The organism is Acidisoma cellulosilyticum, from assembly GCF_020621385.1.
Classification (GTDB): domain Bacteria; phylum Pseudomonadota; class Alphaproteobacteria; order Acetobacterales; family Acetobacteraceae; genus Acidisoma; species Acidisoma cellulosilyticum.
The window spans coordinates 13284-32548 of record NZ_JAESVA010000003.1; the positions used below are offsets into that span (position 1 = coordinate 13284).

Genomic DNA, 19265 nt, shown 5'->3' on the forward strand with positions numbered 1-19265 from the left:
GGTCAAACCGCAATGCCCTGGTAGCGGAACTCCATCATCATGCCGGTCATCATGTGATAGAGGTTGTGGCAGTGAAATGCCCAGCGGCCGGGGTTAACGGCGTCGAAGGCGATGCGCACACTGCCGCCAAGGGGCGGGACCATCACGGTATCGCGCACCGCGCCTTGCACAGGCTTGCCACCGAGCGCCACGACTTGAAAGGCATGGCCGTGCAGATGCATCGGATGCGCCATGGTGGAGGCATTGATCAGATCGATCTCCACCCGCTGCCCCGCCGTCAGCATCAGCGGCGGAACATTGGGCCAGGCAGCCTGGTCCAAGGACCAGGCATAGGGCTGCATGGCGCCTGACAGCAGGATTGTCTGGCTGATATCGGCCTTGCGCGCGGCCAAGGGTGTGACGGCCGATAGCTTTTGTTCCAGCGACAGATCAAGCGGCGAGGTCGAGGCACCAGCCTTGTCCGGCTGCTTCTTCACGGCCGCGCCGGCTGTCGCGAGAACAAGACCCGTCTGCCGGTCGGACCCTTCCAATCGTGCCAGAACCGGAAAGGCGCCGGCGGTCGGCAGATCCACTAGAATGTCGAGCCGCTGCGCGATGGCGAGGGGAAAACGCGCGCCGCTGACGGGATGCACCGCATGCCCGTCGACCGCCACGACCTGACCCGTCAATGCGCCGAGATCGAGCCAGAACTGGCTTGACGACGCAGCGTTGATGACGCGCAGGCGCAGGCGGCCGCTTTTTTCTACCGACACGACCTCAGGGTCCGTCAACGTGCGGTCATTGGCGAGAAAAGCGTCGTAGTCGATGTCGTTGAGATCGACGTCGTCGGACGGCATGCCATTCATCGGCATGGTCGGCATGGAGCCCGATTTCATTTGCCCCGCCGTCATCTGCCCCGCTGTCATTTGCATGGAACCCGTCGCACCCGCCGACATGCCGCCCATCGCGCCGGGCTTGGAGAGACCGGCGAGCAGGTCCTCGGGCGACCGAAAACTGAAGTCGTGCAGCATCAGCACGACTTCCTGCCGATCTTCGGTGGCGGTTGCGTTGTCCCGCACGATCAGCGGTGCGGTCATCAGGCCTTGTTCCTGCATGCCCTGATGCGAATGCATCCAGAAGGTGCCGGCGATCGGCGCGAAATCGTAGGTCTTGGACGCACCGGCCGGAAGCGGCGGCGTTTCCGGCCAGGGAAAGCCGTCCTGTTTCCAATCCGGCAATTGGCCGTGCCAATGGATGATCGTCTGTTCGGCAAGTGTGTTGTGCAGCGTGACATTGAAGCGCTCGCCGGGATTGAGGGCGAGGCCCGGCTGTCCGGTCTCATTCACCAGCCGATAGACGCGGGCAGCGCGACCGTTCACGTCCAGCATCCGCGTGCCGGCGACCAGTTGGTGGGCAACCGGCGCGGATGCTTCGGCACGCCTTGCGAGCGGCAGCGCCAAGGTCGCGCCCGCGGCACCCAGAAGCCGTCGCCGCGTGAGATGGTCGGTCATGGGGTCAAGTTCCTGCAAAGCGATAAGCCGATCCTAATCCTTGCCTGCTACAGGCTTCCCCCTTGGCAAGGTCAAATCGCGCGATGGGGCGTGGCGGCGCCGACGGCCTAAGCGGGGTCGAGGAAAACCCGCACGGCCTGCACCACACTCGCGATCTCGCGGGCAATATCGTCGCTGCCCGCATCGGCAAGCGGCTTATCGGGCAGCGTGCTGGTCGCGCCGAATGCCTGGACGAGAAGGAGAGATTGCTGGCGGATGGTCGCGGCATCGGCTTCATCGGCCTCACGCAGCGCGAGCGCATGAGCGGTCGCAGCACCCGCCACACCCCGCAGCGCATGCAGAACCGCCTGCATTTCCATCAGATGCGCGCGGCGGCGCTGCCCTTCCAAACTCATCCGATGCTGAAGCGTTTCCGCCGCACTGCTCGCGATACCGGCCGTGCGGCGCGTGACTTCCAATGCGGGCGAGATGCCGGTGCTGGCGACGACGGCGGCCGCATAGCCGAGATTGGCATCAATGGCCGCAGCCAGAACCGCGCGTGGCGTGGGTCCCTGGCGGGGCCAAAGCAGCAGGGTCGCCGCAAACGCGATCAGACTGCCCAGAATATTGTTCACGATCCGCGCCCAGGGGATGGATTCGGCCGGCAGCAGCAACGCCGTGATCAGCACGACGAGCGCCGTGAGGAAGACGACGAAAATCGTGTAATTGACGAAGCGAAAGGCGATCGCCGCCGCCGCGATCAGCAGAACCGCCAGCAAAAGCGCAAGCTTCATCGGCAATAGCAGCAGGACCGCCGCGGCCAGGACGCCGCCCGCGATGCTGCCCAGAACGCGTTCCAATGTCCTGGGCCAAGTGGTCGCGGCCAAGGGCTGCAGTACCACGACGACCGCGACCGTCGCCCAATAGGAGAAAGTCAGGTTCAGCCAGATGGCCAGGCCATAAGCCAGGACGACAGCCAGGGCCAGGCGCACAGCATGATGCAGCACCGGCATTGGCACCGGGCGTCGCAGACCCAGGCCGCCGGTCCTGACGGAGGCGGGCAGGATCTCCGCCTCCACCTTGCCCTGCCGCCAAAGCTCGGCGAGATCGGCCAAGGCCTGCGCCATGGCGCCGATCGCGCGCGCCATGGCGGTATCGACCGCCCGGCAATCGCGCAGCACGGCATCGGCCGCCGCGGCCAGGGAGGCCGAGGCAGGGTCACGCCGCGCCACCTGACGATGCGCCTCCGCCAGAAGAAGCGGCAGGCGAGACAGCAGGTTACGCTCCGCCCCTTCCGCCAGCGACGTGCCGAGGTCGGCGATATGATGACCGCCCGCGATGAGGCCGGCGAAGATGCGATCGGCCGCGTCTATTTGGGCCGCATAGAAAGCGCTGCCGCTTTCGATACCCAGCGCGAGCCCGCGGGCGCGTTCGATGGCTGTCCGGATAGCGCGGCGATGGTCGGCATTCATCGCGTCCCATGCGGCACGGCCGGATCGGTGCTGGCGCTCGCCGCTCAACAGTTCCGTCGCCATATCGGTCAGCCGCGCGAAGACGGAGGCGATCGCGCGCCGGGCCGGGGCCTGACGATGAATGCGCCAGACGAAGACACTGAGACCCATGGCCCAAAGGCAGCCGAACAGAAAGATAGCGGCGAGCGTCAGCGCCCCTGCCGGTGGGCTTGGAAAATCGACGGCGACCACGGCCGTGACCGCGACAAGGCTGCCGGCCTGGCTGATGGCCGGACCATAGGTGCCACCGAGACTCGGCAGGAAAACGAGAGGCAGAAGCGCCATGCCCGCGAGAACCGGACCGATATCGGCGGCGGCCGATGCGCAGAAGGCCACGACCGTGCCGCCCAGCGCAAAGACGCCCATCGCGCGCAGACGCAAACCGTCACGCCCGCCGGGATCCGCCAGACAGGCCCAAAAGGCGCCGAAGGCCGCCCAGGAGAGTTGGGGCTTCCCCAGCAACAGCGCGAGCGCGACCAGGCTTGCGACCGCGAGTGCGGCTCTCGCCCCTTCCAATAGGCCGATCTGCTCGGGCGCGGCGGCAAAGGAATAGGATTCCAGCTTACGCGCCAGGCGATAGGTCAGGCTTGTATGTTGAATATCGCTCATGGCTGACCCGGTACGAAGCTGCCCTACAACTCCCAAACTTCGCTGGAAAACGCCAGTCATCCCACGCTCCGCCCCTGCGCCGGTCAAGGGTGTATGGTGCGATGCAATATGATAAAAACGAATAATTCGACTTAAAATCAGTCTTGATCGGAATATCCGATGGAATTGCGCAATCTGCGGGCCTTTGTCGAAGTGGTCCGCCGTGGCGGCTTCACCGAGGCGTCGAAAATCGTTCTGACGACGCAATCGGCAGTCAGCAAATCGGTCAAGCTGCTGGAGGAGGAACTGGACCTCAAGCTGCTGGACAGGATCGGCACCAAGTCGGCGCTGACGGCCGCCGGGGAGATCGTGTTTCGCCGGGCCGTCAAAATGCTGGCCGAGCGCGACGATCTGATGGCGGAGCTGGACGCGCTGCGCGGCCTGCGGCGCGGCTCGCTTCGCGTCGGCCTGCCCGCAGTCGGCAGCGACGCGCTGTTCGCGCCCATCTTCTCGGCCTTTCGCGGCCGCTATCCGGGGATCGATATCCAACTCATCGAAGGCGGCAGCCGCCATCTGGAGGATGCGTTGCGGGCCGGCGAGGTAGAGATAGCCGGGCTGATCCAGCCTATCTCGCCGGATTTCGACAGCGCCCTGGTGCGGCATGATCCGATCCTGGCGATCTGCGCCGCCGACCATCCTTTGGCCGGACAGACGGAGGTCGCATTGGAAGACCTGGCGGAGGAACCTTTCATCCTGTTTGATGCCGGTTTCACGATGCATGGGCTTCTGATCGAGGCCTGCAAGCGCCACGGCTTCACGCCGAAGGTGATCGCCTCATCCAGTCAGATCAGCTTCATGCTGAAGCTCGCGGCCGGGGGCCTCGGCATCACCTTCATGCCGCAGCTGATCGCGGAGATGAACGCCCATGAGAGTATCGGGCGCATCGGCCTCGCTGACCGCGATATCGCCTGGGGCATGACGCTGGCCTGGCGGCGCGGCGCCTTTCTGTCGCGCGCGGCCGAGGCCTGGCTGCAACTGGCCGCCAGCATGGGCGTCTGCGCGGCGCCCGCGGATGGCGCGGTTAAGCCGCCACCACGATGATCTCGGGGCTTGTCGCCGTCATCGGGCTGCCGTCCCAATCGCCGAGGATCGCGATATCCGTGAAGCCGGCCCGCAGAAGATGGGCCTGGATCGCGTCCCGCGACAGGAAAAGCAGTGTCGAATCGCTGGTCTTCTCACCGTCGGGAAAGACGAAGTGATCATGCCGCGCGCCGGATCGACGGCCATGACAGAATGACCAAGCCGGATCAGACGGCGCGCCACAAGCCGCCGCTCCCGATACTGCGCGTCCTGCGTTATCATCCCGTGCCGAGGTCACCCGATGCAGGCGGACCGCATCGCATCATAGGCGGCCGAAAAGCCGCGCAGGCTGAACAATTCCTTTGGCCGGCCTTGAGGCGCGGGCAGCGTCGCCTTCATCTCGCGCCGGAAGGCCGCAACCGTGGCCGGGCCTGCCGCAGCATAGGCGTATTTGCCGCTCGGATGAAAAGCGAAATGCCTGGTGCCGGCCGTCATCGTCAAAGCCGCCTGATGCGGCGCGTAAGGATGGCAGGGGCTGACGACGACGCGGTCCTGCCGCGGCGGCGCGTGGGTGACGACCAGCACGGCCGTATTGCAGCCGCCACGCCGCTTGCGGCCGAGGATCGCCTGCGTGAAGCTGTAGCAGATGCGATGGCCGTTCTGCCTGTAGCTGGACGCCGCCCAATCCTTGAAGCGCGTGACCGGCTGCGCGGCATAGGCGGGTACGGCCACCGTCAGCATGACGGCCGCGACAACACCGATGACAGGCTTCATGCCACGGTTCCGCTTATTTTGTTGCCAATTCAACAAAATATCGTCGGCGCCCTGTGTCAACGCAGGTTGCGGTCAGGCGCGGACTCGGCGATGGCCGGACCGTTGCCATAGCTCGGGGCCGACGCCAATTGCACCGTCTGCGCCCAGCCGGCCGAGATACCAGCGCGCGCCTTCGATGATTTCGTTGGCACCTCATCCGCCATCAGACTGTCCGCCGTCGAATGGCCATAGATGAAACCGTTGGTCGGATAGACCGAACCATAGCTGCCGGAATGCCCGCGCTCGACACGGACAGAGGTCCAGTCATTGTCGGGCGAAACGTCGATGACGGAAATGGCCTTGGAGATATTGCCGTGACGCTGACCCGGCATCGGCCAATTGGCCTGGCTGATCAGAACTTCACGCGGATTGACGGTCTCTGTCACGACCGCGACATGGCCGAGTTCCATATGGCGATTGGATTGAAAGCTGAGCACAGCGCCTTCCTGCGGCGTCTGGCCACGGTCATAGCGGCCATTGGCCTCTCGCCACCAGGTATTGGCATTGCCGCGCAATTCGATGCCCGAGACACGGCGGGCATAAGGCACGCATTGCAGCCAGCTGCCGCTATGGCGTCCGTGCCAGACGACATGATGCAAGGAGGGGGCATGGGCAATGTGGCGACGGCTGTGCCAGGCAGCGTGATGCACCGAACTTTTGTGACTGGAGCTGGATTGGTGCCGATTATAGGCGACGTGATGCGTGGTTCGGCCGCTGCTTTTATGGCTCGCATGTCGCGTCGCCGCCTCAGCATGAATGCTCAGCCCAAACAGACCCACACAAAATGCAGATGCCGCAAAAAGCTTGAGCCTTAATCCGCCTGTCACTCGAATCATGAAGCCCGCAGTCTTTATCTAATCATTGCCGCACCAAGCCATCACGTCATGATAAGACAACAAATCAGATGCATGATCGTTCTGCATCATATTTGGCGCCGAAAAGCTCATCGCGTGATCGCGAGGGCATCGGTAATGCAAAGGCGCGGTGCCGTGCAACACCGCTTCGCTTTATCGTCGTGTCAATAGAGGTAATCGTTTAAAACCAGCGGATAGGCGTCAAAGTTTTAGGAATTATATCCTAAAATTTGTCGATTCCGATGCTGGACATCCGGGAGCGCTCAGCTTTCCGCGAAACAGACCTGATCCCGCCCAGCGCGCTTGGCGGCATAGAGGGCACGATCCGCGCGCAGCAACAGAGCGTCGAGGCCGCCCGATTGCTGCCGGTCGCAGGCGCCACCGATGCTGATCGTGATATGTAAGGGCTCGACCGCGAGCGGGATGGGCTCCTCCGCGACCGCACGCCTGAGGCGCTCGGCAATGGCCTGCGCCTGCCGCTTATCATAACCCGGCAGCAGAATACCGAACTCCTCCCCGCCCAGCCGGGCCAAGGTCTGCCCCTCCGCCAATATCCTCCGGCAGCAGGCTGCGACAGCGACCAGAACCTGATCACCGGCAGCATGGCCGTGGCCGTCATTGACCGCCTTGAAATGATCGATGTCGAAGGTCAGGAGCGAGAGCGGCAGCCGATCCCCGCGCATAAGCGCGGAGCCGATTTCGAAGAAGCAGCGGCTATTGGCGAGGCCGGTCAGCTCATCCGTATGCGCGAGCCGCTGAAGCTCCCCTGCCAGCGCATGCCGCGACGACACGTCGATATAGAGATAGACGAAATAATCGCCGACGCGGCGGATATGAAACTCCACCACTTTGTCGCTGCCATCCTTGCAGCGGACGGTTCGCTCATAGCCGTCGCTGGAGGTATCGAACTCCGCCGCCGTCAGAACGCGTTCTTCCCAAATGGCTCTGACCTTGGCCCGATAGACCGGGTCCGGATAGACGACCTCAAACCAAAGATCGTTGTATTCGATATCCTTGAGCCCATAGCCGAAGAGCGCCGTGAAACTCCGGTTCACGTAAAGCGTGTGGTGTTCAAGATTATCGATCTGCAGACCGATCGGCAGAAGATCGAGGATTTTTGGCGCGAAGCCCGAGAGATCGCGCAAAAGGCCGAGCTGCGTGAAACTATCGAAAGCATCGCCCGCCAAAGGCATAGGACAGCCTCAAATCCTTAACGCTTACGGCACAAGACCGGATCGGTCGGTACCCCTTCGACACGATGCCGGGAAAATCGGCATCCCGTCCAGCATTAACGAACCGGGCGGACCCCGGCGGCACAGATCCCCGACTATCCACAAAAAAGCCCCGCCGAACCCGGCGGGGCTTTTTTTATGGGACTTGGTCTGTGGGACTTGGCCTTAGCCGACCTTGGTCAGGAGCGTCAGCGGCGGATCGGCCAGATCATGCAGCGGAATCGGATAATCGCCCGTAAAACAGGCGTCGCAGAAATGCGGGTTCACCGCATTGCGCTGGGCGACACCGAGCGCCTGATAAAGGCCGTCGATCGAGACGAAGGCCAGGCTGTCGGCACCGATCAGCTCGGCCATTTCCTGCACATCATGACGGGCGGCAAGCAGCTTGCCGCGCTCCGGCGTATCGATGCCGTAGAAGCAGGAATGGGTCGTCGGTGGCGAGGAGATGCGCATATGCACTTCCGTCGCCCCGGCGGCACGGACCATTTCGACGATTTTGCGGCTGGTCGTGCCGCGCACGATCGAATCATCCACCAGGATGACGCGCTTGCCTTGCAGAACCGCCCGATTGCCGGAATGCTTCAGCCGGACACCGAGATTGCGGATCTGGTCCGTCGGCTCGATGAAGGTGCGGCCGACATAATGGTTGCGGATGATGCCAAGCTCATAGGGAATGCCGCTCTCCGCCGCATAGCCCATGGCCGAGGGCACGCCGGAATCAGGCACCGGCACGATGACATCGGCATCGACGCCGGATTCCCGCGCCAGCATGGCGCCGATTTCCTTGCGCGCCATATAGACCGGCTTGCCTTCCATGACGGAATCGGGCCGCGCGAAATAGACGTATTCGAAGATGCAGAAGCGCGAGGTGGTGCGGTGGAACGGCTTCACGCTGCGCACGCCCTGGTCGTTGATGACGACGATCTCACCCGGCTCGATGTCGCGGACGAATTCGGCGCCGACAATCTCCAGCGCGCAGGTCTCGCTCGCCAGAACCCAACCGTCCTTGCCGTCGGGATGCGGCAGACGGCCGAGGATGAGCGGACGCACGCCCTGCGGGTCGCGCACGCCGATCAACCCGTCCTGGGACAAGGCAACCAGCGAATAGGCGCCAACAACCTGTTTCAAGGCGTCGATCAGACGATCGAGAACGGTCGAATAGAGGCTGATCGCGATCAGATGGATGAAAACTTCCGAATCCATGCTGGACTGGAACAGGCAACCCCGGCGCACCAGTTCGCGGCGGATCGCGGCGGCATTGGTGAGATTGCCGTTATGGCCGACGGCGAAGCCGCCGAAGGCGAAATCGGCATAAAGCGGCTGGACATTGCGCAGGACCGTCTCGCCCGTCGTGGCATAGCGGTTATGGCCGATGGCGTGAGCCCCGGGCAGGCCCGCCATTGTCTTGGCATCGCTGTAATTGTCACCGACGAGGCCGAGGCCCTTATGGATGTGGAAGCGCTCGCCGTCATAAGTCGCGATGCCGGTCGCTTCCTGACCGCGATGCTGAAGCGCATGCAGGCCGAGTGCGGTGATGGCCGCCGCATCCTGTGCATACCAGACGCCGAAGACGCCGCATTCCTCATGCATCTTGTCGTCATCACCGGGCTCTTCAGCCCGGACAGCACCGTAAACGTCCATCATCGACTCATGTTCCTTTAAGCCGCGATTCCGCGCCGTCATGCGGTCTCATTGGGCCTGCCCGGTCTGCCCCTGAGCCGGAGACAATGCCGAACCCTTGGGAGCAGGCTGCAGCAAGTCATTCAAGGTGGGCGGCTGCGTGACCGGAGGCGCCATCAGATGAGGATGGTAACCGTCCGGCAACATTGCGACCGCCTGTTGCGCCCCCTCATACACATAGGGAAGGAGTCGTGCATCACGTATCGGCTCGGGCCAGTCCTGCGGAGATGTCACCAGTCCCGCTAGGATATAGCAGATGACGAGCAGAGCGCCGCCTCGGGCCAGGCCGAAGACGATGCCGAGCGTGCGATCAACCCCGCCCAGCGCCGATCCGCGGACCAAGGCGCCGACCCAGCCGCTGACGACCGAGAAGACGATCAGCGCGACGATGAACACCGCAGCGATCGCCGCGGGCTCCACAAACTCCTTGGCCTTGATCCACTGCGCGACATGCGGCGCCACGAAGGGCTCGAACCAGAAGGCGACCGCGATGGCACCGACCCAGGCGCCGACGCCCATCACCTCCCGCACGAAGCCTCTGTAGAAGGCGAGCAGCGCCGAAATCGCGAGCACCGCCAGCATGGCGAGGTCGAACCACGTCATTCAGAATCTTCCAAGGCAGGCTCCGGGGCAGGAGTCTTATCGGCAGGCGGCATTGCAGAACCGGTTGGCGGCTTATCACGAAAACGGCCGAGAAGATCGCTCACATGTCCGATTTCGATCAGCCCCAGCCCGGACGGGGCCGCAATCGGCCGGCGCGTGCCACCACCCAGACGCCGCGGCATGGCGGCCGAGGTAAAGCCGAGCTTGGCCATTTCCTTCAGCCGCGCTTCCGCCTGGGCGACCTGGCGGACCTCCCCCGAAAGCCCGATTTCGCCGAAAAAGGCGAGGCTGGGGTCGGTCGGCTGACCGGCGGCGGCCGAGGCAATGGCAGCCGCGACGGCAAGATCGGCCGCCGGTTCGGTGATCCGCAACCCGCCGGCGACATTCAGATAGACATCCTGCTGGGCAAGCCTGAGACCGCCGCGACTTTCCAGAACCGCGAGCAGCATGCCGAGCCGCCCGCTATCCCAGCCGACGACCGAGCGCCGGGGCGATCCGCCGGGATTGGGGGAGAGCAGCGCCTGAATTTCCATCAAAACCGGTCGCGTGCCTTCCAATCCGGCGAAGACCGCGGAGCCCGCGATATTGCCGCGCCGCTCCGCCAGGAACAGGGCGGAAGGATTGGTGACCTCACCCAACCCCGCCTCCGTCATCTCGAAGACGCCGATTTCGTCCGTCGCGCCGAAGCGGTTCTTGACGCCGCGCAGGATGCGGAACTGATGCCCGCGCTCCCCTTCGAAATAGAGCACGGCATCGACCATATGCTCCATGACGCGCGGACCGGCGAGCGCGCCGTCCTTCGTCACATGGCCGACGAGGACGAGGGCAAACCCTTCCTGCTTGGCGAGGCGAATGAGTTCCAGCGCCGAGGCGCGGACCTGGGAGACGGTGCCGGGCGCGGAATCCAGCGCCTCATGCGCCATGGTCTGGATCGAATCGATGACGAGGAGAGAAACCGGCTTTTCCCCGCCCCGCCCCGCCCCGCTCAAGGTCGCCGCGATATCCTGAACCCCCGTCGCGGAGGCAAGCTCCACCGGGGCGTTGGACAGGCCAAGCCGCCGGGCGCGCATGCGCAGCTGATCGACCGATTCCTCGCCCGAGATATAGACGACGCGGCGGCCGGCGCGCGCCAGACTGGCGGCCGCCTGCAGCATCAACGTGGACTTGCCGATACCAGGGTCGCCACCGACGAGGATGGCGGAAGCCGGCACCAGCCCGCCGCCGAGCACACGATCGAGCTCCGCGACCCCGCATTCCATCCGGGGCGGGGGCGCTGCCTCACCTTCCAGACCGACCAGGGTAATGCGCCGGCCGGAGGCTGCGGCTTTCGCCTGCCCCGCCGGCTGGACCTCTTCCGTGATCGTATTCCACGCACCGCAGGCCTCGCAGCGGCCGCCCCATTTGGGGGAAACGGCGCCGCAGCTTTGGCAGATATAGCGGGCAGTCGATTTCGCCATCAGCGACACATGCCCGAGGACCGGCACCCGACGAAAGCGAAAATCGCTCTCGCCCTGCGCATAAGGCCCTGATTAATGGACGAGGGTCGGCACCATCTCATGCTCAAGAATGGCTTCCCAGGCGAGTTCCTGGTTCGGCGCCACGGCCATCGGCGTGCCATCCGCGCCGTGAATGGCGAAGACAGCCTCCCCGGCGACACTGACCGGTTTGATATAGGCCAGCCGCGAGACGCCGAGCTGAGCGAGCTGGGCCGTGGTGATCTGACGGATGTCGAGGACCTGACCGACAACCTGATCGCTGGTATCGACGCTGTTCTGAATGCGCATCGGTTCATTCCTTTTCGACGGATGGCGCTAAGGCCCATCCTGTAACGCGCAACGCTTAATCTTCCCCGACGATGCGGGAGACCCCGATCTGGGACCCAATCTCATTACGCAGCTCGGTCACCTCTCGGATGTCACGACGCGCACGAGACGGTACGGGTGCCGACTTGGACATCGTATCGATCGGGATCGTCCGCACCCGCGTTTCCGGCTGCGGCCGGATCAGATCGACATGCAGCAATCCGTTATGCAGCCATGCGCCCTTGATCTCGATCCCTTCGGCCAGCACGAAGGCGCGCTGGAACTGACGGGACGCGATACCACGGTAGACGAAGACGCGATTCTGACTGTCCTCGGTTTGGCGGCCCCGGATCACCAGTTGATTGTCCTCCTGGGTGATCTGGAGTTCTTCCATGCTAAAGCCCGCAACCGCCAGGGTAATACGGAGGCCGGACGGACCGGTTTGCTCGATATTATACGGCGGATAGCCTTCAGATTGGGTTTTGGATGCCCGTTCCAGCATCTGCTCCAAATGGTCGAAGCCGAGAAAAAGCGGCGAGGTGAAGACACGGGTAGTCATCGGCGTGAGCCTCCTCTTCGTAGAGCGAAGCACTGACGAGCCCAAAATCGGCGCTCGTGCTCAAGATATAGTGGGTAGATCCGCGCATCCTTGCAAGACCCGGAATGCAAGGCTCTCCGTTGATCCATGCGGCCCTGACAGGTAAATCCCCGCAATGACCTCCGACAAACCCGATACCGCCGACCTTCTGCCGATCGTCATGGCCCCAGACCCCAGGCTGAAGGCCAAAACGCGCCTGGTGACCGAGGCGGACCGTGAGACCTTGCGCCGCGTCGTACCGCGCATGTTTGCGACCATGTATGCGGCCCCCGGTATCGGACTGGCCGCCCCGCAGGTGGGGCTCGACCTGCGGCTGGCGGTAATCGACCTGCAGCCGGACGACAAGCCGGCGCCGATCACGCTGATCAACCCGAAGATCGAAAAGGTGAGCGAGGACCATGCGATCCGCGAGGAAGGCTGCCTCTCCATCCCCGGACAATATGCCAATGTCACCCGACCGGCGGGCGTCACCGTTTCCTATGAGGATATGGACGGCAACCGGCAGGTGATCGAAGCCGATGGCTTGCTGGCCACCTGCCTGCAGCATGAAATCGACCATCTGGACGGGGTGCTTTTCGTCGATCACCTCTCGGCGCTGAAGCGCAATATGATCCTGCGCAAGATGGTCAAGGAAAAGCGGCTGAAGAAGAGCAGCTAAGGGATAGCCCGTCATGCGCCTTGTCTTCATGGGATCGCCGGATTTTGCCGTGCCCGCTTTGCGCTCGCTGGTGAATGCCGGCCAAGAGATTGTCGCCGTCTATTGCCAGCCGCCGCGCCCGGCCGGGCGCGGGCAGAGCCTGCAGCCCTGCCCGGTCCAGCGCGTGGCGGAAGAGCTCGGCCTGCCGGTGCACTATCCGGCCAGGCTGCGCGGCAATGCCGAAGCCCTGGCCGCATTCCAAGCTTTGGACGCCGACGCGGCCGTGGTCGCAGCCTACGGCCTCATCCTGCCGCGCGCCTGGCTGGAAGCGCCGAAGCGCGGCTGCATCAATATCCATGCCAGCCTGCTGCCGCGCTGGCGCGGTGCCGCGCCGATCCATGCGGCGATCCTGGCAGGCGACGCTGAGACGGGCGTCACCATCATGCAGATGGATGAAGGGCTGGATACCGGGCCGATGCTGATGGAAGGCCGCGTCGCCATCGGCCCCCGCACCCGGCTGCCCGAGGTGCATGACGCGCTGGCGGCGATCGGCGCCGATCTCATCCTGAAGGTTCTGGAGACAAACCCGGCCCCGGTGCCGCAGCCCGACTCGGGGTCGACCTATGCCCCCCGGCTGTCGCGCGGCGACGCGAAAATCGACTGGAGCAAACCCGCCGCCGCGATCGAGCGGCAGATCCGCGCCTTCGACCCCTGGCCCGGGACCTTCACCACCATGGGTGCGGACCAATTGAAGGTGTTGGACGCTGAACTGGCCGACGGCCAGGGCGAGCCCGGTACCGTCTTGGACGGCGCGCTGACCATCGCTTGCGGTGAGGGGGCACTGCGCATCACCAGGCTGCAGCGGGCGGGCCGAGCGCCGGCCGCCGCCGCCGATTTCCTGCGCGGTTTCGCGGTTCCGCCCGGCACCAAGCTCAGCGCATGACAACCACCTACGCCCTGCTGCTGGAATATGACGGGCGCGGCTTCGTGGGCTGGCAGATGCAGCCCAACGGCCTCTCCATCCAGCAGGTGCTGGAGGAAGCGGCCAGCCGGCTGGCCGGTGGCGCACCCGTGGCCGCCGCGATCGCCGGCCGCACGGATGCCGGCGTGCATGCCGAGGGGCAGGTCGCAATGATCACGCTGGACCGCGATCTGCCGCCCCAGCGCCTGCGGGACGCCCTCAATTTTTACATGAAACCCCATGCCGTCGTCGTGCAGGATGTCCGAGTGGCGCCAGAAGGCTGGCACCCGCGCTTCAACGCTCTGCGGCGTCGCTACCGCTACGTCATTCTCAATCGCCGCGCCCGCCCGGCGTTGGAGGCCGGCCATGTTTGGCATATGCCGCATCCGCTAGAGGCCGGCGCCATGGCGGAAGGCGCCCGTTTCCTGCTCGGCCGGCACGATTTCACGTCGTTCCGGGCCGCGAGCTGTCAGGCGAAATCGCCGCTGCGCACGCTCGACCGACTGGATGTCCGCCGCGACGGATTTCACATTATTATCGAGACCGAGGCGCGGAGCTTTTTGCACCACCAGGTGCGCAACATGGTGGGCACGCTGAAACTTGTGGGCGCCGGTGTGTGGGAGCCAGCCCAAATGGCCGAGGCGCTGGCCGCACGCGACCGCGCGGCCGCCGGCCCCACTGCCCCGCCCGACGGATTGACCTTCATGAGCGTCGATTACGAGCCGGCGATCTTCTGACCGGCGCCTGGGCATTGCATGCCCATCGGCATCGCCTGACCCCGAACCTGGGCGATATTATTCCGGATCGGGCAAGGTCGAGACCGAGTAGGGGAACCATTCCTCCCGCGTCACCGGCAGCGTGCCGGTCGACACCGGCTCCTGCCGCGGATCGGTGCGGCCGTCCGGCTGCAACTGATCCGCTTCGGTCGTCTCGGCAAGGTTGTAGCCGGAACCCTCGACGATATCGGTCAGCACGGCGACCAGGACCTCACGGTCCATGCCGTTCTTCACGCCTTCCGCGACCAGCGCATCCAGTCGCGGCTTCACCCAGTCATGAACAGGCGTCGACATGGGCGAAGCTCCTTCGGCGGGAAATTCAGGTAACGAAAGCGGAAGCCGGATAGCCTTGCGCGAAGAGTAGCGCACGAAGATTGCCGTGGTCGACGCGGGCGCGCGCCTCCCGCGCCACGATCGGCTTCGCGTGATAGGCGACGCCCAATCCTGCGACAGCCAGCATGGCGAGATCATTGGCACCGTCGCCGACCGCCAAGGTGGCGGCGAGCTTGAGCCCCCGCTCCTCCGCCATCCGCACCAGGGCCGCCTTCTTGGCATCGCGGTCAAGAATGGGCTCCGCGACCTCGCCCGTCAGGGTCTTTCCGTCATCGATCAGCACATTGGCATGGTGACGGTCGAAACCGACCACCTCCGCGACGCGGCCCGTAAAGAAGGTAAAGCCACCGGAGACGAGCGCGGTCAGCGCATTATGCTTGCGCATCGTCGCGATGAGTTCTTTTGCGCCCGGCATCAGCTCGGTCTTTTCCCAGGTCTTCTGCAGCGCATCCAGCGACAGGCCGCGCAACATGGCGACCCGCTTGCGCAGCGCTTCGGAAAAATCGATCTCGCCATTCATGCTGAGGCGCGTGATCGCCTCGATTTCCGCCTGCACGCCGGCATAGGCTGCCAATTCGTCGAGCGTTTCACTGGTGACGATGGTGCTGTCCATATCGGCGACCAGAAGCCCCTTACGGCGACCGCGCGACTTGGTGACGATCCAATCGATCGGCGCGTTATCGAGCACTTCCTGCATCGCGATCGCGTCCGGCAGGTCGTCGACCGGAATATCGGCGGCCTCCCCATCCGACAGGATCGTGGGCTCGGCACCTTTCACGGCTTCCCCTGCCCGCCGGATCATGGCAGCAGTGAGGCTTGTCGATTGGCGATCAGCAATGAGCGTGAGGATATGGCGCATAACGGGCGCAAACTGACCGGCCGCCGGAGATCACGCAAGCTCTGTTGCGGGAATGGGAGAGTTCTTTTCGCTCTCCCGGCCAAGAACCGGTGATGGCGCAAGATATCTCGGGTCTGGACGGCCTGCGGTCGCGACTTCCCCTCGCGCTTTTCGTGGCGGGCCCGACCTGCAGCGGTAAATCCGCCCTTGCCATGATGCTGGCCGAGCGTTTGGGTGGCGTCGTCATCAACGCTGATTCAATGCAGATCTATCGCGATCTGCGAATTCTGACCGCACGCCCGAGCGTCGCAGATGAAGCGCGCGTGCCCCATGCGCTTTATGGGGTGCGTCCTGCCGCCGAACCCGGCCATGTCGCCTGGTGGCGGGAGGCGGCGCTGGGCGAAATGGCCGAAGCCCATGCGCGCGGCCTATTACCTATTCTATGCGGCGGCACCGGGCTTTACTTCTCGGCGCTGCGCCACGGCCTGTCCGAAATTCCGCCGATCGAACCGGATGCCCGCGCCGAAGCCCGCGCGGCTTTGGCGACGCTCGGGCCGCATGCCCTTCATGCCGAGCTGACAGCGCGCGACCCGGAAACGGCTGCCCAGCTTCACCCCAGCGACAGCCAGCGCATCACCCGCGCCTATGAAGTGCTGCTCAGTACGGGCCGCGGCCTGGCCTCATGGCGCAAGCACGTCACCTTGCCGCCGCCGCCCTGGCGCTTCCGCGCCATTCAGTTGGCCCCGCCGCGGGCCGAGTTGCAGGCGATCGCGGCCCTCCGCTTCGACAGCATGCTGGCAGCCGGCGCCGAGGAGGAGGTGCGTCTGCTCGCCGATCAGGCGCTGGATCCGGCTTTGCCGGCCATGCGCGCCCATGGCGTGCCGGAGCTTGCCGCCCATCTGCGCGGCGAGATGACGCGAGACGCCGCCCGCAACCAGGCCGTGACCAATACCCATCACTATATCAAGCGTCAGGCGACTTGGTTCCGGCACCATGAATTAGCCGATGACGGCCACTTGCATACGATCCATGCGCAAATCGCCGATCCCGCGCAACTTTCGGAAAGCGGAATAGCTGATCTGACTCGTTTTATTCGCGAAGTCGGTTGACGCCGCGCAGCTACGAGGTTCATTACCGGCTCCCAGCAATCAGGCTGCAGACGGGGAACCGCCATGAATGCCGAAATGAACCACGCCGAAACTCCTGCCGCGGGCGCCCAGGTGCTTCTTCGCGCGCTTAAGGAGCAGGGCGTAGAGGTTATTTTCGGCTATCCCGGCGGCGCAGTATTGCCGATTTACGATGCCCTGTTCCAGCAGAATGCCATTCGTCACATCCTGGTCCGCCATGAGCAGGCGGCAGTGCATGCGGCTGAAGGCTATGCCCGCAGCACCGGCAAAGTGGGCTGCGTGCTGGTGACGAGCGGTCCGGGTGCGACCAATGCCGTGACCGGTCTGGTCGACGCGCTGATGGATTCCATCCCCCTCGTCTGCCTGACCGGCCAGGTGCCGACGCATCTGATCGGCAATGACGCGTTTCAGGAGGCCGATACCGTCGGCATCACGCGGCCGGCGACCAAGCACAATTACCTGGTGAAGCGCTCGGAAGACCTCGCCCGCGTCGTGCATGAAGCCTTCTATGTCGCCCGCAGCGGCCGTCCGGGCCCGGTGGTGATCGATCTGCCGAAGGATATCCTGATCAAGCCGGCCCCTTATGTTGAGGCGACGCGCGAGCCGCATCGCAGCTATCGTCCGCAGACCGAGCCCGACGCCGCGCAGATCGATCGCGCCGTGGCGCTGATCCAGCATTCGCGCCGCCCGATCCTTTATACCGGCGGCGGCATCATCAATGCCGGGCCGGAAGCCTCGGCCCTGCTGCGCGAGTTGGTGGCGGAGACCGGCATTCCTTGCACGAATACGCTGATGGGCCTGGGCGCGCTGCCGGCCAGCGATCCGCATTTCCTCGGTATGCTGGGCATGCACGGCACGTACGAAGCCAACATGGCGATGCACGGCTGCGACGTGATGATCAATATCGGCGCGCGTTTCGATGACCGCGTGACGGGACGGCTGAATGCCTTCAGCCCGCATTCCAAGAAGATCCACGCCGATATCGACGCCTCCAACATCAACAAGGTGGTGACGGTCGATGTCCCTATCCTGGGTGACGCCGGCCTTATTCTGCGCGCCCTGCTGGAGCGTATCCGCAGCCTGAACGCGCAGCCGGATCGCGCCAGCATCACGGCCTGGTGGCGCCAGATCGACAGCTGGCGCGAAAAGCGCAGCCTCGCCTTCGTGCAGCCGGATGCGCCGGGTTCCATCATCAAGCCGCAGCATGCCGTCCGCCGGTTGTTCGAACTGACGCGCCAGAGCGGCCGTGAGACCTTCATCACGACCGAAGTCGGCCAGCATCAGATGTGGGCGGCCCAGCATTTCGGTTTCGAGCGCCCGAACCACTGGATGACGAGCGGCGGCCTGGGCACCATGGGCTATGGCCTGCCGGCCGCCATGGGCGTGCAGGTGGCGAAGCCCGACGCGCTGGTGATCGATATCGCGGGCGAAGCCTCGATCCTGATGAATATTCAGGAAATGGGCACGCTGGCGCAGTATCGCCTGCCGGTGAAGGTCTTCATCCTGAACAACCAGTATATGGGCATGGTCCGGCAGTGGCAGGAATTGCTGCACGGCAGCCGCTATTCCGAAAGCTACAGCGAGGCCCTGCCCGATTTCGTCAAGCTCGCCGAGAGCTTCCACGGCGTCGGCATGCGCGCGACCTCGGTGGACGATCTCGACCGCGTCATCCTGGAAATGCTGAAATGCGACCGCGCGGTGATCGCCGATATCGCGGTCGACCAGGGCGAGAACGTCTATCCGATGATCCCCTCGGGCGCTGCCCATAACGAAATGCTGCTGGGGCCCGACCGCCACCACAACAATACGGAAGTGACGAACGCCGGCATGGTGCTTGTGTAATGAGCGATACGACGAACGGTCAGCGCACAGCGACCATTTCCGTGCTGGTGGATAATGAGGCGGGCGTGCTCGCCCGCGTCATCGGCCTGTTTTCGGGCCGCGGCTATAATATCGACAGCCTGACGGTGGCGCCGGTCGACGCCGATCTGTCGCGCAGCCGCATTACGGTGGTGACGCGCGGCACCGATCTGGTCATCGAGCAGATCAAAGCCCAACTCGGCCGTCTGGTGCCGATCCACAAGATCGCCGATCTCAGCGCGGATGGGCCGCATGTCGCCCGCGAGCTAGGGCTCATCAAGGTCATCGCGCGCGGCGAACCGCGCGTGGAGGCGCTGCGGATTGCCGACGCATTCCGGGCGAAGATCGTCGATACGACGATCGAAAGCTTCGTCTTCGAGCTGACCGGGGCCAGTGAAAAGATCGATGCCTTCATCGATCTCATGCGGCCGCTCGGGACGACCGAGATTTCCCGCAGCGGTGTCGCTGCGATCGCACGCGGGACGCGGACGATTATCTAAAAC

General features: G+C 64.3%; 20 protein-coding genes. 7 read left to right on the top strand and 13 right to left on the bottom strand.

The genetic code is table 11. The annotated features are described in order from the left end of the window. Window positions 1-2 precede the first annotated feature (2 nt). Together ACELLULO517_RS08735 and ACELLULO517_RS08740 are read right to left on the bottom strand one after the other, a co-directional pair. On the bottom strand, window positions 3-1490 hold the full coding sequence (locus tag ACELLULO517_RS08735) for a multicopper oxidase family protein (RefSeq protein ID WP_227306947.1): 1488 nt from the start codon (window positions 1488-1490) through the stop codon (window positions 3-5). A gap of 107 nt (window positions 1491-1597) precedes the next feature. Further along, complete coding sequence (locus tag ACELLULO517_RS08740; protein WP_227306948.1) at window positions 1598-3589, bottom strand: FUSC family protein; 1992 nt, start codon at window positions 3587-3589, stop codon at window positions 1598-1600. A 159-nt stretch (window positions 3590-3748) separates the two neighbouring features. On the opposite strand from ACELLULO517_RS08740, the gene ACELLULO517_RS08745 reads away from it, so the two are divergent. After that, window positions 3749-4669: a LysR substrate-binding domain-containing protein gene (locus ACELLULO517_RS08745; RefSeq protein ID WP_227306949.1), complete on the top strand. Its 921-nt coding sequence runs from the start codon at window positions 3749-3751 to the stop codon at window positions 4667-4669. On the opposite strand, the gene ACELLULO517_RS08750 is transcribed toward ACELLULO517_RS08745, so the two are convergent. From ACELLULO517_RS08750 to ACELLULO517_RS08790, 9 genes are all read right to left on the bottom strand, one after another. Further along, window positions 4650-4946, bottom strand: a complete 297-nt coding sequence (locus ACELLULO517_RS08750; RefSeq protein WP_227306950.1) for a hypothetical protein — start codon at window positions 4944-4946, stop codon at window positions 4650-4652. The two genes, ACELLULO517_RS08745 and ACELLULO517_RS08750, sit on opposite strands and share 20 nt — an antisense overlap. Beyond that, window positions 4943-5422 carry a lactonase family protein gene (locus ACELLULO517_RS08755; protein ID WP_227306951.1) on the bottom strand — a complete coding sequence of 160 codons (480 nt, stop codon included), beginning with the start codon at window positions 5420-5422 and terminating at the stop codon, window positions 4943-4945. Before ACELLULO517_RS08755 ends, ACELLULO517_RS08750 begins: the two co-directional genes overlap by 4 nt. Before the next feature lie 56 nt (window positions 5423-5478). After that, on the bottom strand, window positions 5479-6111 hold the full coding sequence (locus tag ACELLULO517_RS08760) for a CHAP domain-containing protein (protein ID WP_227306952.1): 633 nt from the start codon (window positions 6109-6111) through the stop codon (window positions 5479-5481). A gap of 467 nt (window positions 6112-6578) precedes the next feature. After that, window positions 6579-7508 (bottom strand): GGDEF domain-containing protein, encoded by a 930-nt coding sequence (locus ACELLULO517_RS08765; protein ID WP_227306953.1) that lies wholly within the window; start codon window positions 7506-7508, stop codon window positions 6579-6581. A gap of 204 nt (window positions 7509-7712) precedes the next feature. After that, complete coding sequence (gene purF, locus ACELLULO517_RS08770; RefSeq protein WP_227306954.1) at window positions 7713-9191, bottom strand: amidophosphoribosyltransferase; 1479 nt, start codon at window positions 9189-9191, stop codon at window positions 7713-7715. A 45-nt stretch (window positions 9192-9236) separates the two neighbouring features. Continuing rightward, on the bottom strand, window positions 9237-9830 hold the full coding sequence (locus ACELLULO517_RS08775; protein WP_227306956.1) for a CvpA family protein: 594 nt from the start codon (window positions 9828-9830) through the stop codon (window positions 9237-9239). Beyond that, entirely contained in the window at window positions 9827-11287 is a 1461-nt protein-coding gene (gene radA / locus ACELLULO517_RS08780) for a DNA repair protein RadA (RefSeq protein WP_227306957.1), read from the bottom strand. Before radA ends, ACELLULO517_RS08775 begins: the two co-directional genes overlap by 4 nt. Window positions 11288-11359: 72 nt before the next feature. Beyond that, window positions 11360-11614 (bottom strand): DUF1150 family protein, encoded by a 255-nt coding sequence (locus ACELLULO517_RS08785; RefSeq protein ID WP_227306958.1) that lies wholly within the window; start codon window positions 11612-11614, stop codon window positions 11360-11362. A 55-nt stretch (window positions 11615-11669) separates the two neighbouring features. Further along, window positions 11670-12191: an Hsp20 family protein gene (locus ACELLULO517_RS08790; protein ID WP_227306959.1), complete on the bottom strand. Its 522-nt coding sequence runs from the start codon at window positions 12189-12191 to the stop codon at window positions 11670-11672. A gap of 154 nt (window positions 12192-12345) precedes the next feature. Here ACELLULO517_RS08790 and def point away from each other — a divergent pair, with 154 nt between their 5' ends. The 3 genes from def to truA are packed head-to-tail and all read left to right on the top strand — an operon-like array spanning window position 12346 to window position 14565. Continuing rightward, a complete protein-coding gene (gene def, locus ACELLULO517_RS08795) occupies window positions 12346-12888 on the top strand; it encodes a peptide deformylase (RefSeq protein WP_227306960.1) in 543 nt (180 codons plus the stop codon). A 13-nt stretch (window positions 12889-12901) separates the two neighbouring features. Continuing rightward, window positions 12902-13810 carry a methionyl-tRNA formyltransferase gene (gene fmt / locus ACELLULO517_RS08800; RefSeq protein ID WP_227306961.1) on the top strand — a complete coding sequence of 303 codons (909 nt, stop codon included), beginning with the start codon at window positions 12902-12904 and terminating at the stop codon, window positions 13808-13810. After that, window positions 13807-14565, top strand: a complete 759-nt coding sequence (truA, locus tag ACELLULO517_RS08805; RefSeq protein ID WP_227306962.1) for a tRNA pseudouridine(38-40) synthase TruA — start codon at window positions 13807-13809, stop codon at window positions 14563-14565. Before fmt ends, truA begins: the two co-directional genes overlap by 4 nt. 57 nt (window positions 14566-14622) lie before the next feature. On the opposite strand, the gene ACELLULO517_RS08810 is transcribed toward truA, so the two are convergent. Both ACELLULO517_RS08810 and serB read right to left on the bottom strand, forming a co-directional pair. Next, window positions 14623-14898 (bottom strand): hypothetical protein, encoded by a 276-nt coding sequence (locus ACELLULO517_RS08810; RefSeq protein WP_227306964.1) that lies wholly within the window; start codon window positions 14896-14898, stop codon window positions 14623-14625. Window positions 14899-14923: 25 nt separating this feature from the next. Continuing rightward, window positions 14924-15796, bottom strand: coding sequence for a phosphoserine phosphatase SerB (gene serB / locus ACELLULO517_RS08815; protein ID WP_227306966.1), 873 nt, complete (start codon window positions 15794-15796; stop codon window positions 14924-14926). A 92-nt stretch (window positions 15797-15888) separates the two neighbouring features. Between serB and miaA the strand changes: the two genes are divergently transcribed. From miaA to ilvN, 3 genes are all read left to right on the top strand, one after another. Further along, window positions 15889-16884, top strand: coding sequence for a tRNA (adenosine(37)-N6)-dimethylallyltransferase MiaA (gene miaA / locus ACELLULO517_RS08820; RefSeq protein ID WP_227306967.1), 996 nt, complete (start codon window positions 15889-15891; stop codon window positions 16882-16884). Between the two features lie 63 nt (window positions 16885-16947). Then, on the top strand, window positions 16948-18744 hold the full coding sequence (locus ACELLULO517_RS08825) for an acetolactate synthase 3 large subunit (RefSeq protein ID WP_227306968.1): 1797 nt from the start codon (window positions 16948-16950) through the stop codon (window positions 18742-18744). Beyond that, window positions 18744-19262, top strand: coding sequence for an acetolactate synthase small subunit (ilvN, locus tag ACELLULO517_RS08830; protein WP_227306972.1), 519 nt, complete (start codon window positions 18744-18746; stop codon window positions 19260-19262). The genes ACELLULO517_RS08825 and ilvN overlap by 1 nt, the downstream gene beginning before the upstream one ends. Window positions 19263-19265 lie beyond the last annotated feature (3 nt).

Bases quoted from the DNA above. Each gene is read 5' to 3' on its own strand.
- ACELLULO517_RS08735 (WP_227306947.1), bottom strand. From the start codon at position 1,490: ATGACCGACCATCTCACGCGGCGACGGCTTCTGGGTGCCGCGGGCGCG.
- ACELLULO517_RS08740 (WP_227306948.1), bottom strand. From the start codon at position 3,589: ATGAGCGATATTCAACATACAAGCCTGACCTATCGCCTGGCGCGTAAG.
- ACELLULO517_RS08745 (WP_227306949.1), top strand. From the start codon at position 3,749: ATGGAATTGCGCAATCTGCGGGCCTTTGTCGAAGTGGTCCGCCGTGGC.
- ACELLULO517_RS08755 (WP_227306951.1), bottom strand. From the start codon at position 5,422: ATGAAGCCTGTCATCGGTGTTGTCGCGGCCGTCATGCTGACGGTGGCC.
- ACELLULO517_RS08765 (WP_227306953.1), bottom strand. From the start codon at position 7,508: ATGCCTTTGGCGGGCGATGCTTTCGATAGTTTCACGCAGCTCGGCCTT.
- purF (WP_227306954.1), bottom strand. From the start codon at position 9,191: ATGATGGACGTTTACGGTGCTGTCCGGGCTGAAGAGCCCGGTGATGAC.
- ACELLULO517_RS08775 (WP_227306956.1), bottom strand. From the start codon at position 9,830: ATGACGTGGTTCGACCTCGCCATGCTGGCGGTGCTCGCGATTTCGGCG.
- radA (WP_227306957.1), bottom strand. From the start codon at position 11,287: ATGGCGAAATCGACTGCCCGCTATATCTGCCAAAGCTGCGGCGCCGTT.
- ACELLULO517_RS08785 (WP_227306958.1), bottom strand. From the start codon at position 11,614: ATGCGCATTCAGAACAGCGTCGATACCAGCGATCAGGTTGTCGGTCAG.
- ACELLULO517_RS08790 (WP_227306959.1), bottom strand. From the start codon at position 12,191: ATGACTACCCGTGTCTTCACCTCGCCGCTTTTTCTCGGCTTCGACCAT.
- def (WP_227306960.1), top strand. From the start codon at position 12,346: ATGACCTCCGACAAACCCGATACCGCCGACCTTCTGCCGATCGTCATG.
- fmt (WP_227306961.1), top strand. From the start codon at position 12,902: ATGCGCCTTGTCTTCATGGGATCGCCGGATTTTGCCGTGCCCGCTTTG.
- truA (WP_227306962.1), top strand. From the start codon at position 13,807: ATGACAACCACCTACGCCCTGCTGCTGGAATATGACGGGCGCGGCTTC.
- ACELLULO517_RS08810 (WP_227306964.1), bottom strand. From the start codon at position 14,898: ATGTCGACGCCTGTTCATGACTGGGTGAAGCCGCGACTGGATGCGCTG.
- serB (WP_227306966.1), bottom strand. From the start codon at position 15,796: ATGCGCCATATCCTCACGCTCATTGCTGATCGCCAATCGACAAGCCTC.
- miaA (WP_227306967.1), top strand. From the start codon at position 15,889: ATGGCGCAAGATATCTCGGGTCTGGACGGCCTGCGGTCGCGACTTCCC.
- ACELLULO517_RS08825 (WP_227306968.1), top strand. From the start codon at position 16,948: ATGAATGCCGAAATGAACCACGCCGAAACTCCTGCCGCGGGCGCCCAG.
- ilvN (WP_227306972.1), top strand. From the start codon at position 18,744: ATGAGCGATACGACGAACGGTCAGCGCACAGCGACCATTTCCGTGCTG.